Origin of the sequence: Arenibacter lacus (assembly GCF_008711145.1) — a bacterium.
Lineage (GTDB): Bacteria > Bacteroidota > Bacteroidia > Flavobacteriales > Flavobacteriaceae > Arenibacter > Arenibacter amylolyticus.
This window is the reverse complement of sequence record NZ_VVIN01000079.1, coordinates 1-12,579: the sequence shown is the minus strand read 5'-3', so window position 1 is coordinate 12,579 and position 12,579 is coordinate 1. Positions and strand designations below refer to the sequence as shown.

Here is a 12,579-nt window from a genome sequence, read left to right as displayed (position 1 = left end):
CGTTAGCGGGCATGCAAAACAAAAAACAATGGCGACAGAATTGACAACAATACAATGGACTGAAATTCTTCTGGACAACAAAATCACGAATGATCTGGACATCGCAATATTTCAAGGACTTTACTCTTTTGACGGACATAAAGCTCCAGCAAGTCAAATCGGACTTTTACTCGGTTACACTGGGAAAAACACTTCAAGTCCTCTTAACTTAGAAATTGGACGATATGCTAAACGAATAGCTGAACATTATGAAATCAACTTCACGGCACGTTCAATGAGAAAGTATAAGTATTGGGACTTGTTCTTTAAAGGTTGGGACGAAGAACCATTTTTCATTTGGCAATTACGACCTGAACTCAAAGAAGCACTTGAAGTAACAGGACTGACAGGAGAATAACAATATCCTGAAGAAATTCCAATTGACGACCAGACAACTTTAACCGAAGGACTAAAAAGAACAATTTTGGTAAACACATATGAACGTAATCCAAAGGCGCGACAGAAATGTATTGAACATTGGAAACCAGTTTGCTCCGTTTGCGACTTTGACTTTGAAAAGAAATATGGCGACCTGGGAAAAGGGTTTATTCACGTTCATCATTTAGTTCCCGTTTCGGACATAGGACGAACTTACCAAGTTGACCCAGTTAATGGGGACAAGACCATATATATTTTGCCCCAGGTAATTTTTTCGTTTTTAACGCCTTTCGTTCCCAAACAACTCAAAGCCAGCAATACCAAAGCAAATATTTTGGTATATAAGGTGTGTTCAAACAGTCCTGCCGTCCGGTTGAAGTTGGCCAATATTTTGTTGACCAACTCTAAAGTCCAACTATGTTCCAAAAAGAACCCGTAACAAAACCAGTATAGGTGCATCAACACGATGATGATGCTTACTGCCCGCATAAACGCCATAATCTTTGCCAGTCCTCTTAAATCGTCTTCGCCCTGCATTTTTAAAATTTTTTAAGGTTCGAGCGTTAATTTAAAAGTTGTGTAGTTTGGTTGTAGGAAGGTGTAGTATTTGGCCGTGGACGGCAGTGTTTGGCTTGATAATACAGGATGAAAATTAAAAATATTAAAAAGCAACACTATTGAAGCCGGGTCTTATAGGATAGTAAAAGAAGTCTGGCCAGAAAACCGAGAACATAAGAAAAGGACGTTGACAGCGGAGTTTATTGTTGAATAGCATTTTTAGTATAATTATTCTATAGGTTATGAGTGTTTGATTGACGATTATCTCTTTCCTTCCTTTAAGTGCAATCCACAGTTATATCATTCTTTTGTAATATTTTTTATCTCTAATTAGAGAAAAATTTTAATATGTCAATATTTTATTATTTCTTTGAATGGAGAAATAAATATTAATGAATGATTAAGGCAATCTAAAAGTATTTTTAATAGATAACCATCCAACCTTGTGATTATGAAAAACTTTAATTACACTAAACAATGGCTTGTTCTTGTTATTTTGGGTCTGTTTTTATTTTCTTGTAGTAGAGACGACCAGTCAGAAATACAACAGGAACCCTCAAATTTCATTAAAGAAGAAATAGCTATTGATATTGCGAAGAAGATTAACATTGATTCGAAATCTTCCTATTCAAAAAAAGCCGCCACCAAAGAAGAAAAGAAAATAGGAAACATATTACCCGTAAAGGATGAAAGCAATGAGACTGTATTTTATATAGTTAATTATGAAGGTGATGGGTTCATGATTCTATCAGCAGACAACAGGGTTTCTCCAATTTTGGCATATTCTGATACAAACACATTCAGGACAAATGCTGAAAGCTATCCGTCCGGGCTTGTGGAATGGCTCTCATTAACAAAGGAAAAAGTAAAGTCTGTTAGATTAAATAATGAGAAACAATCGGAGGAATTAAAAATTGAATGGGAAAATTTAATTTCATCTCAAGAAGGAAATATATCACAGCTAAAAGAAGATCCAATTGATCCCAATGATTGCGAAGATGAACATGAACAGGTTGGCCCGTTATTATCGACTACTTGGAACCAAACCTGTGGATACAATGATTATATGCCGGTTTTAAATTGCGATGCAGGATGTTCCTATAACAATAGGGCTTATGCAGGGTTCGTTCCTGTTGCAATTGCCCAAGTAATGAAGTTTCATGAATACCCCACAAACTATAATTGGACTAATATGCCCAATACCTATGGCACCACAACTACCGCTTCTTTAATAAACGATATTCATAATTCAATTTCGGGAATCAGCTATGATTGCGACGGAACAGGGGTTGATAAAGATTATAATACCGCCGGGGTTTTTACAAATCATTTTAATTATTCCACGGCCAGTCAAGGTGGCTATAACAGAGATGTCGTAAAACAACAATTGAGGTCGAACCGACCAGTTATTTTAGGAGGTGGCAGGGATGCCGGATGGTGGATTTTTCATGATTATGCAGATGGTCACATGTGGGTCTGTGATGGATTTAGAAGATCCTTAATTTGGAGTGAAGACTGTTCTATGGCTTGGGGATATCTGTATTTCCATATGAATTGGGGCTGGGGCGGTTATGAAAACGGTTGGTATGCTTTCAACAATTTTAATCCTGGAAACAACACCTTTAATTACAAAGTAAAAATGGTGTATAACATTAAACCTTAAAAAAATAATTATGAAATATTTAATATCATTTTTGATAATACCGTTACTGTACAGTTGCAGTTCTGATGACGGTAAAGAACAATTCGTTTACGATGTTTCTGTTGAATTTAGTGTAAAAGATAGTGAAGGGAACGATTTGTTGAACCCTGAAAACTCCAATTCTTTTGACGAATCGGAAATTAAACTATTCTATTTAATAAATGGGGAAGTTAACGAAGTGTATGATGGAAACATGGACCATCCAAGAAACTTCGTGATTAATGAATATCCTCCTGCATCCGAATATCGAATTGGTGTTTTTTTGAACTATTCGGAAACCGAAGAACAACCAACAACTTACATTAAATGGAACGAAACGGATACCGACACTTTAAAATGTGAAGTTTATAGGACAAATTCACTGACCAAGATTACAAAACTTTGGTTAAATGATGAACAAATCTGGACTTCATCTGATGGTACGGTACCTTACTTTGAAATATTAAAATAAAACCCCCATAAATAAAATGAAAAGAATAATCTTATTAGCAATTACAATCTTATCGGTTTCCTGTAATACGGATGATGATATATACCCACAAATCGAGAACATTACCAGTGGGAAAAAATGGAACCTCCAAATAGGAAGTTCTAAAACAGAAGTTTATAGCCAACTTCAAGAGTTGGGGATGGAGAAAAGCTTTGATGGTGTTAGTATGGTATATAGACAGCCTTTCTCCACACCTGATGATATACAGAGTGATTTAAGCTTATACAGAGCCATTAGTATAGAAACTAACTCAGGAGTAATTGAACGAACCCTTATTCAATTTGATGGAAATAAAGTGATTTCAATTGAAAAAGGCGGAGCCCATTTGGAAACCATTTCTAAGTGGCCAGAAGATACCCCTAACGAATCCTCGATTCTTATTGATGACCCAGTTAATAGAATACTTCAAAAATTAGCGGCTATATACCAAATACCAGCTTATCAAAACTTTCAAATCGTTTTGTCAGACAAGTGGTTGGAAAAACCTTACGACACTGACATGAACAATTATGATGAGTGGGCATTTGCTTTTTCAAAAGACATTAGTTCAGGGAAATCTGGTCTTTCTGCCGTTCGGTTGTATTTCGACAATGGAAACCTTGTTAAAATCAGGCATGAGTATAATGAGACAGATATAGTTAATTAATTACCCCCCCCCATTTATTTTAATAACCTTTTAAAACTTAATCTTATGAGAAAATCAAATCTTATTTTTATTTTTTTGATGCTTATTATCGCAACTTCGTGTGATAATGAAGAAGCTGTTTCTGAGCAAAGCAGCACTGAATTTTCTTCTATGCAAGACGGTCTCATCACCTTAAAATCTGGAGCCATTGTAGAAAAAAAAGGTGATGATTTTTATTATCAAAGTGATATGCTTTTATCTCAAAAGCAATTGGAAACCTTAAATGAGCACGGGGATTTCATTATTGAAGAACCTGATCAAATTGAAAACGAAACAGAAATACATCCGGTATATAACATCCCAGTTGAAGCTAACGAAGATGGACCTGCTGTTCCAAGAGCTTTTGGTTTATATCCAACTCCTTACAATATGTGGGCAATGGTTAGGTTTGTATATGCTCCAAACTTAACTGCTGACAGGAAGAACATAATCCAACAGGCACTTCAACATTGGGAAGCCAATACCAATGTTAGGTTTTATAATGCCACTGGACAACCAACTGTTGATCCGGTTTATGGGTTTGAATATCCATACATAGAATTTGTTAATGCTACAGGTAATAGTTCTGCTGTAGGACGAATTGGTGGCCGACAGGAAATTAGGATTGCAGCGTGGCAAGCAACTAGCGTAGCGATTCACGAAATAGGCCATGCCATTGGTTTAAGGCATGAACAGTCAAGATATGACAGAGATAATTCAATAAACATCAACTTATCTAATGTCCATCCCGATAACAGACATAATTTCAATAAATACACTTCCAATTATTTTGCAGTTGGGTCAATAGATTATAATTCGGTGATGATGTATGATTCTGATGCTTTTGCGATAAACCCTGCAATACCTGTAATGACAAAGAAATCAGATGGTTCAACATGGAATGGTGGTAATGTGCTTTCTAATCCTGACAGGAGTTGGGCAAATAATATTTACATTCCTTATATAGCCCGTTCCGATACTTACAGAGAGTTAGCTCCCGTTGTTTATAAACCTGACAATACTGTTATGACACCATCGGAAAGACTTGCTTTGCAAGCACAGTTGAACAACGGTAACCCAAATCCACCAAACTGTTGTCGATTGCCTAATAATTTTTAAACACAATAAAGCGGGGTGATTAATTAAAAAAGAAGCTATCCTGAAAATCTTTTTAGGATAGATTTTATGTTTAAAATAGCCCCTATCAAAGCAAGTAATGAAGCCCCAAATCACTATTTTCATACTCTCCCTTTTCTTTTTAAAGTGGGATTCCTATTCCCAAGAACGGAACAAAGTTTTGACTTTGGAAACAGGTACGGGATATGAAGTAAACAACTCCAGATGGTCAATAGCAGGAAATCTTCAAGGACAGTCGCCAAACATACTATCCGAATTAAAATTTAAAGAAATAGCGTCTTTGGGCTATTATATTAAGGGCAGTTATTTACCATTCAAATTTTTAAAACTCAAGGCGTACTACAAACAAAGTTTTACAATAAGCGGGAATGGTACGGACACCGATTATAAAAGTGACAACCGAACAAACCCAACTTTCGATCAGACATTTAAAAGCGATGAAGGCTGGCATAAAGTATTCAAGGTTGGAGCAGGTGCCCCAATAAGTCTTTTTCGCAAAATCAAGGTATGCCCTTCTGTTTTTTATTATCAACAAAATCAAAAATTCTATTTGTTGAGCAGTGAAGAGGAAAATTTACGAAGTAATTATGCCACAACCATGCAGGGTGTTGAGTTTTCTCTGGTATCCCATATTGAACTGGGGCGTTATTTATACACTTCAATAACCATCAATCATCGCTTTGTAAACTATAAGGCTGAAGCAGATTGGAATCTAATCGACATATTCCAACATCCGCTGAGCTTTTCTCACATTTCTAATGGATATGGCTCTGGCGTAAATATTGACTTTGGCGGAGACCTCTCGGAAACTTTCTCTATTGTCATTGGTGGTATGTTAGATGGATCCATTATTAAAAATGGCATTGATACCGCCTATTTAATTACCGGTAACGAAGTTCCAACCCAATTCAATGGAGCCAAAAACCTGATGTACGGCTTTAAATTAGGCGTATATATTTCCATCTAAAATATCGATTGCTTTTTATGGCTACAGCTGTAGAACTCATCTTGAGTTTTAAAAATTTCCTGCAAATTTGTATTTTATTGGCATGTATTGTTTTTTTCTTGTTCCGTAGTGCTGCTATGCAACTCAAAAAAGCCTTCATCTGGCTTCAAAATCCTAAATTTTCGCTTGAATCAAAAAAACCAAGATTTCGTTTATCGTCTTGACTTGGCCTTGAAGAAAATCAAAAAGAAAAGTTTAAATGAGTTCATAGCTTTAATTATTTCTCCAATAAGAGAAATTAACTATATTTATCTTTTAAAGATAAATTATGGAACACGCATACACACAAGCCAGTTTTAAAGATTATGAAGACATCCCGGGATTGGATATTTACAAAAGAGCACAAGCACATACAGATTATTTAAATTACCTCAAAGAAAACGATTTTATGAACTACCGTCTGTTGGCGACTTCTGGTTGCGGGGCGAAAATTGAATTGGCCGAAGAAGGTTATATTAAAAAAGGGAATTATATCAGTTTTGTCTGCAATGACTATTTGGGATTTACCCAGCATCCTGAAGTAAAAAAAGCAGCTATTTCTAGTATTGAAAAATATGGCACAGGTGCAGGAGCTTCACCCTTAATAGGTGGTTATTTTAAATTCCATAAAGCATTGGAAGATAAAATCTCTACTTTTTTCAAAAGACCCTTGGGATCCACCATCACTTATACTACCGGATATACTGCCAATAGTGCTTCTCTATTGAGCCTGTTGAAAAAAGACGATATTGCTATCGTGGATATGGCTGTGCATACCAGTGTTTATGAAGGTATCTTGGGAACCACCACCAAACGCTTTTTGCACAATAACACGAAAGCACTGGAACAGATACTGTCCATTGCTCACGATAAGTATAGAACCAAAATGGTTATTGTGGACGGGGTGTATTCACAGGATGGAGATATTGCTAAGCTCAAAGAAATCGTAGAGATTACACATCGGTACGGTGGCGTTTTACTTGTTGATGATGCACACGGCATTGGAGTAATTGGGGAAACCGGCCGGGGAGCAATGGAACTTTTTGACGTCCTTGATGAAGTAGATATCATTACCGGAACGTTCAGTAAGACCTTTGGGAACGTTGGCGGCTATTTGGTAGCCGACCCGGAACTGATTACTTACCTACAGTTCCAGTCCAGACAGTATGCTTTTTCTGCCGCTGCCACTCCTATTGTAGCCGGGGTTAACAGAGCTATTGAGCTTATTGACGAAGAGCCCCATTGGCAAAAAAAACTATGGGAGAACATCGGGTACTATAAAAAGGGGCTGCAAGATATAGGATTAGACGTGGGAACTACCGAATCTGCCATTATTCCGGTTAAGATAGGCAACATCCAAAAGAACTGTGAAGCAGGTAAACTATTACTTGAAAATGGCATTTATACCAACCCTATTATGTATCCTGCGGTATCTATGAAAGACTCCAGGATACGGATGAGTTTAATGGCAACGCATACCAAAGAACAACTGGACAAGGCCTTGAACGTGTTTGAATATGTCAATAAAAAGTTGGATATTGCAAAGACCCTTTAATGATTAACATGTCGAAAAATAACGAAATTATCACCAAGAAAGAAACCCCAAAAAAAAGACCTCGAAAAACCCATTCCGGCCCTATACGGGATAAATCGCGCACAAAGGCGAGCCTTGTAGAAGCTGTGGGGAAAGTCATAAAAAAGAAAGGATATGCCGCATTGACAGCTCCCAATATTGCCAAGGAGGCCAAAGTCCACAAAAAACTGGTTTGGACGTACTTTGGGGGAGTTGATAATCTGGTGGAAGAATATCTCCAACAAAAGGATTTTTGGAGGGTAGCAGAAAAAAAAGTTGTAAAGGAATTACAAGAATCCTCACAGACAATTGGGCAAAATGAAATATATTCCTTGTTGGAAAGTCAATTTAAAAGCCTTTTGAGCGATGAATTATTGCGAAAAATCATTCATTGGGAATTGGACGGAGAGAATAAAATCTTACGTAAAATAGCAGACCAAAGGGAAGCGTTTGGAGAAGAAATTTTCAAAATCATAGAACCTGATTTCTTAAATAGCGATGTGGATGTAAGGGCGAACCTTGCCCTTCAAATAGGGGGGCTTTATTATTTGAGTATACACGCCAAATCTAACGGAAGTACTTTTTGTGGAATAGACATTAATGAAGAAGCAGGTGAAGAACGTATTTTAAATGCTTTAAGGAATATATTGGATTATACCTTCCAGAAAGCAAAGCTCAAAAACTAAAATTTGGCAGGGATTGATAAACAAACATATTGTTATTTTTTTCGTCTGCGTTTTTTTTTATTTTTCTTCATCCGATTAGCAAAGTCCCGTTCCTCGTAATCTTCGCCCTGTGCTTCTGGAACAAACAAACCACCCAAGGCTTCTATCAAACCACCTTCACTTTTATCGGTATTGATGCAGTCAAATAATTGATGTGGTTCTTCAGCAGGTAAATCCTCTGCATTATTTGGTCGGGATATTTTCGTTTTTGGTTCTTCGGATACGTTGATATCGGGTCTGATGTTATTGTTCCAATAGGCATTAAAGACATTGGCAGAAAGTTCCTTGGTTAATGGATATACTGGAGTATGCTGACCCCCTAAAGCCAAACTTATAGGTAGCTGCCGTTCTGGCGGATGCTGCACCCCTAACAAAAAAAAGGTAGCTGAATTTTTAAATTATTCCGGAGCATGTTGGCCCTCGGGAAGATTTATTTGGAAGTATGCTGGACTAAATCTGCCCTTTTTCCACCTCCAAATCCCCAATCCCCTCGCTTTCAATTGTTAATAACTCTGTTTGCAACCCTAAAATTGCCAATATAACTACCAAGTAGATTGGTGTATTTCAATTTTCTTTGATATCATATAATACCAAATGATATTGAATAATGTTTTAGGCTACATCCATCAACACAATTCACTGTACATCAATTAGTTGTGGATAACTATTTGTGTTTCTAATGGCTTTCAGCCTCCCTATTTCCTACTTTTATTTTAACAATCCTATAGAAGGGAAACAAAAGCGCTTTTGTTCATTTATTAATCTTAAAAGAGAAAGAAATGGACACTATTTTAATTTTTGATCGCTTAGATCGTTTGGAAAAACTGTTAACCGCCCATAAAGAGGTGTTAACTTTTGAGGAAACCTGTGACTATACCGGAATTTCGAGGAGTTATCTTTACAAACTGACTTCCTCTGGGACTATCCCCCACTCCAAGCCCAACGGAAAAATGATTTTCTTTGAAAAAAGGAAACTGAACAACTGGCTGCTACAGAACAGTAGAAAATCCAAGGCTGAAATCGAGAAAGAGGCCCTGAGACACACCCTAAAAAATAGACGGTCATGATAGTCGGTGACCATCGGGGTCAACTTTACAAGGTAAAGGACGCCAAGAAAAAGACGATCTACGATTATACCATTGAATACTTGGAAGGGAAGTACGATATCATGTATAATGAGATATCCCATGATTTCCAGATATCGTTGAAGAAACGGGCTGAATGGTCCTATCTGAACCTCAATTCCCTGATCATTGAACTTGCGAAAGCTGGTGTCGAAATCAGTACTGGGAAACTGGAAATCCTGATCCGGTCAGAACTCATCCCCAAATACAATCCCATTAAAGCGTACTTTAAATCCCTCCCAAAATGGGATGGGGAAGACCATATTCAGAAACTTGCTTCCTACGTTCCTACCTATGATGATGAGGCATTTTTGTACCATTTTAAAAAATGGTTGGTACGTGCCATAAAATGTGCCCTGGAACCAGGATATTTCAACAAACAGGCCTTGATCATCAGTCATAAGGGACAGAGCTCGGGGAAATCTACCTGGTGCCGTTTTATCTGCCCCCCGGAACTTGCGGATTATATGGCGGAGGATATCAGTAACGATAAAGATGCTAGGATTCAATTATGTCGCAACTTCCTCTACAACCTGGACGAGTTAGCCGTGCTGACCAAAAAGGACGTGAATGCACTGAAAGCTTTCTTTTCCAAGACCTTCATTAACGAGCGCCTGCCTTATGACCGAAAGAACACCACACTACCCAGAATCTGTTCGTTTTTGGGTTCTACCAATATGTCGGCCTTTTTAAACGATGAGACCGGATCCGTTCGCTGGTTGTGCTTTGAGCTCAAGGATAAGATAGATTTTTCTTATTCCAAGGATGTCGATATCAAAAATGTCTGGACCCAGGCATACCATCTCGCCTACACAGACCTGGATTTCAATCCAGAACTTACTCTAACGGATATTAGGGAGAACGAAGAACGCAATAAGAAATATACCAAATTGACTACTGAGGAAGAGTTGATTTCCAAATACTTTATAAAGTCGAATGATATGGACGACTTTGTTACCGCATCGGATGTATTGGTAATGCTCAGTAGCTTGAACCTGCGATTGAGCCATGTGAACCTAGGACGTGCCCTCTCTGGATTCAACTTCCAACGGGTAAAAGATCCTAAACGGCAGGTGTATGGATATCTCGCCAAATCGGTGTTTTCCAAAAGTCCCTGGGAACTGGAACTGTAAAAAAACAGCAAATCTACTTACCTAGTTACCTAAGAGACCACAACCTCCCTAACTGCGGGAGCTACCATAGGTAAGATGTATTAACCATAAGTTACCTAGATATTACCTATCCTACCTATTAAGGTAAGATAGGTAGGATCAAAATAGATCCCACCTAAGTGCTTACCCCTTATAAACAGGGGCTTAGGTAAGATGGTAAGTGAAAAACGAAAAAAAGAAACAACTGATGAAAAAAGAAACAACTAGTAAGCTGACGTGTGAAAGACCCCGAGCTTTTCCCATCGAAAAAGCGTTGGCAAAACTCGGGCACTTTCCTACCAAAGAATCCAATAAAGAAGCTTGGTTTCTGAGTCCGTTCCGCTCAGAAACCCAAGCCTCTTTCAAGGTATCCAAGAAACTGAATCGCTGGTACGACCACGGGATTGGAAAAGGAGGAAATGTAATCGACCTGATTTGCCTGGTTAACAATACATCGGTCAAGGAAGCATTGAATTGGCTACAGAACGGTCGAATTTTTTTTTCTTTTCAGCAGCCAGTTTTTAAAACTGAAAAGCAAGGTAAGATCGAAGTGAAACTTATTAAGGCAGTGAGTCATTATGCGTTGGAGCAATACGTGTTGAAAAGACGGATTTCCATCTTGACCGCCAGAAAATTATGCAAGGAAGTCCACTATAGTTTTAAGGATAAAATGTATTTCGCACTAGGACTAGCGAACAATTCCGGAGGTTGGGAATTGCGAAACAAATACTATAAGAATTCCAGCTCCCCAAAAGACGTCACTCACCTCCAAAACGGAAACAGTAGGTTAATAATTACCGAGGGTATGTTCGATATGTTGAGCCTGCTGGAGCGCGACAAACATCTAATGGAAACGAATGATCTTTTGATATTGAACTCTTTAGGCTTTTTAGATAAAACGTTTGGAATGTTTGAGCCCTATGAATCGATTGCACTTTATTTGGACAACGACGGCGCAGGAAAAAATGCCGTTAAATTGATTATGAAACATCAGCCCAAATGTACCGACAGATCAAACTTATATCAGGATTTTAAAGACGTGAATGCATGGTGGACCAATCAAATGAAAGGATCTGATGTGGTAGTTATTTAGGGTGAATCTTAGTTACCACAAAGCTAATTCCGAACACCAAAGTGTGAGGAATTAGGAATAGCAAGAGGGTAACGGGCAAAGCCGCGTTACGTATTCATTTTGATGCCTAATCAACTGTTTAACAGCTTGTTATTAGGCGACTCACTTTTTGTGAATCTATGACGCTGGGTCAAAAACCTTGTCAACACCTCATTTTACGGGAGTAAATTGGGTCAAAACGCAAGATTTGGCCCCCTTTAATTGTATTCATTTTACGAGAAAAACAATCAAACTTTCCTGAACGCAAGTAGAATAGGTGCGCCCTATCCGATTTTTGCTAAACGTTTATCTGCCTGAACACTACAAAAATCGGACAGGAACCATGCGCAAAGTTCTTGGGTATGATTTGGGGAGTTAACACAAACAATTACATTTATTGGAAATAAATATCCATAAATGTAATTTATATACTACCTTTACATTTAAATTGAACATTATACCAAGTGCACGTTATTTCATTTAAAAAACTAAAAGAGTATTTTTCGAAAGAAACCAATGCTAAAGTAGCACTGCAAGATTGGTATAAAAAAACAAACAAGGCTGAATGGGATAGTTTTGCCGATTTAAAAAACACGTTCAATTCAGCTGACAGTTTGGGAAACGGGAGATTTGTTTTTAACGTAAAAGGAAATCATTATCGGATAGTGGCTATTGTACGGTTTAAATTTAAGAAAGTCCTGATTAGGTGGGTTGGCAATCACAGGGATTACGACAAAATTAAGAATATAGATAAGTTATAAAGAAATGGGAAAATCAATTACACACGAAGCATATGTAAAAGCAAATCTTCGATTAGAAGAGTTGATAGATGTTGTGGATGATAATATGTCAGCGGATAACCCTTTGGCAAAAGAATTTCTAGAGATTACCGATATTATCGAACAATACGAACAAATTCATTTCCCCATCGGCTTGCCTACC

General features: G+C 37.7%; 13 protein-coding genes and 1 pseudogene. 12 read left to right on the top strand and 2 right to left on the bottom strand.

What is annotated here, in order from left to right:
* On the top strand, positions 1-397 hold a 397-nt coding region (locus tag F1E73_RS15365; protein ID WP_223883468.1), incomplete at its 5' end, for a hypothetical protein.
* 260 nt (positions 398-657) lie between these two features.
* On the opposite strand, the pseudogene F1E73_RS15360 reads toward F1E73_RS15365, so the two are convergent.
* Positions 658-954, bottom strand: a pseudogene (locus F1E73_RS15360) (YWFCY domain-containing protein); the annotation flags it as partial.
* A 472-nt stretch (positions 955-1,426) separates the two neighbouring features.
* Between F1E73_RS15360 and F1E73_RS15355 the strand changes: the two are divergent.
* The 7 genes from F1E73_RS15355 (at position 1,427) to F1E73_RS15325 (ending at position 8,212) form a co-directional block, all read left to right on the top strand.
* A complete protein-coding gene (locus F1E73_RS15355) occupies positions 1,427-2,638 on the top strand; it encodes a C10 family peptidase (protein ID WP_086478480.1) in 1,212 nt (403 codons plus the stop codon).
* A 10-nt stretch (positions 2,639-2,648) separates the two neighbouring features.
* A complete protein-coding gene (locus F1E73_RS15350) occupies positions 2,649-3,128 on the top strand; it encodes a hypothetical protein (protein WP_086478479.1) in 480 nt (159 codons plus the stop codon).
* Positions 3,129-3,144: 16 nt separating this feature from the next.
* Entirely contained in the window at positions 3,145-3,813 is a 669-nt protein-coding gene (locus F1E73_RS15345) for a hypothetical protein (protein WP_086478478.1), read from the top strand.
* Between the two features lie 45 nt (positions 3,814-3,858).
* The gene (locus F1E73_RS15340; RefSeq protein WP_150452431.1) at positions 3,859-4,950 is read left to right on the top strand and encodes a M12 family metallopeptidase; all 1,092 of its coding nucleotides are present in this window, start codon (positions 3,859-3,861) and stop codon (positions 4,948-4,950) included.
* Positions 4,951-5,134: 184 nt separating this feature from the next.
* Complete coding sequence (locus F1E73_RS15335) at positions 5,135-5,935, top strand: hypothetical protein (protein ID WP_140157780.1); 801 nt, start codon at positions 5,135-5,137, stop codon at positions 5,933-5,935.
* A 307-nt stretch (positions 5,936-6,242) separates the two neighbouring features.
* Complete coding sequence (locus F1E73_RS15330; protein ID WP_086478475.1) at positions 6,243-7,508, top strand: aminotransferase class I/II-fold pyridoxal phosphate-dependent enzyme; 1,266 nt, start codon at positions 6,243-6,245, stop codon at positions 7,506-7,508.
* An 8-nt stretch (positions 7,509-7,516) separates the two neighbouring features.
* Positions 7,517-8,212: a TetR/AcrR family transcriptional regulator gene (locus F1E73_RS15325; RefSeq protein WP_223883467.1), complete on the top strand. Its 696-nt coding sequence runs from the start codon at positions 7,517-7,519 to the stop codon at positions 8,210-8,212.
* Between the two features lie 32 nt (positions 8,213-8,244).
* On the opposite strand, the gene F1E73_RS15320 is transcribed toward F1E73_RS15325, so the two are convergent.
* Positions 8,245-8,625 (bottom strand): hypothetical protein, encoded by a 381-nt coding sequence (locus F1E73_RS15320; protein WP_223883466.1) that lies wholly within the window; start codon positions 8,623-8,625, stop codon positions 8,245-8,247.
* Positions 8,626-9,030: 405 nt separating this feature from the next.
* On the opposite strand from F1E73_RS15320, the gene F1E73_RS15315 reads away from it, so the two are divergent.
* The 4 genes from F1E73_RS15315 to F1E73_RS15300 all read left to right on the top strand — a co-directional run bounded on the left by F1E73_RS15315 (position 9,031) and on the right by F1E73_RS15300 (position 12,398).
* On the top strand, positions 9,031-9,318 hold the full coding sequence (locus tag F1E73_RS15315; protein WP_072766045.1) for a helix-turn-helix transcriptional regulator: 288 nt from the start codon (positions 9,031-9,033) through the stop codon (positions 9,316-9,318).
* Positions 9,315-10,508, top strand: coding sequence for a VapE domain-containing protein (locus F1E73_RS15310; RefSeq protein ID WP_086478473.1), 1,194 nt, complete (start codon positions 9,315-9,317; stop codon positions 10,506-10,508). Before F1E73_RS15315 ends, F1E73_RS15310 begins: the two co-directional genes overlap by 4 nt.
* A 226-nt stretch (positions 10,509-10,734) precedes the next feature.
* The gene (locus tag F1E73_RS15305; RefSeq protein ID WP_150452430.1) at positions 10,735-11,619 is read left to right on the top strand and encodes a toprim domain-containing protein; all 885 of its coding nucleotides are present in this window, start codon (positions 10,735-10,737) and stop codon (positions 11,617-11,619) included.
* A gap of 482 nt (positions 11,620-12,101) precedes the next feature.
* A complete protein-coding gene (locus F1E73_RS15300; protein ID WP_150452429.1) occupies positions 12,102-12,398 on the top strand; it encodes a type II toxin-antitoxin system HigB family toxin in 297 nt (98 codons plus the stop codon).
* Positions 12,399-12,579: the final 181 nt, after the last annotated feature.

Bases quoted from the DNA above. Each gene is read 5' to 3' on its own strand.
- F1E73_RS15355 (WP_086478480.1), top strand. From the start codon at position 1,427: ATGAAAAACTTTAATTACACTAAACAATGGCTTGTTCTTGTTATTTTG.
- F1E73_RS15350 (WP_086478479.1), top strand. From the start codon at position 2,649: ATGAAATATTTAATATCATTTTTGATAATACCGTTACTGTACAGTTGC.
- F1E73_RS15345 (WP_086478478.1), top strand. From the start codon at position 3,145: ATGAAAAGAATAATCTTATTAGCAATTACAATCTTATCGGTTTCCTGT.
- F1E73_RS15340 (WP_150452431.1), top strand. From the start codon at position 3,859: ATGAGAAAATCAAATCTTATTTTTATTTTTTTGATGCTTATTATCGCA.
- F1E73_RS15330 (WP_086478475.1), top strand. From the start codon at position 6,243: ATGGAACACGCATACACACAAGCCAGTTTTAAAGATTATGAAGACATC.
- F1E73_RS15325 (WP_223883467.1), top strand. From the start codon at position 7,517: ATGTCGAAAAATAACGAAATTATCACCAAGAAAGAAACCCCAAAAAAA.
- F1E73_RS15315 (WP_072766045.1), top strand. From the start codon at position 9,031: ATGGACACTATTTTAATTTTTGATCGCTTAGATCGTTTGGAAAAACTG.
- F1E73_RS15310 (WP_086478473.1), top strand. From the start codon at position 9,315: ATGATAGTCGGTGACCATCGGGGTCAACTTTACAAGGTAAAGGACGCC.
- F1E73_RS15305 (WP_150452430.1), top strand. From the start codon at position 10,735: ATGAAAAAAGAAACAACTAGTAAGCTGACGTGTGAAAGACCCCGAGCT.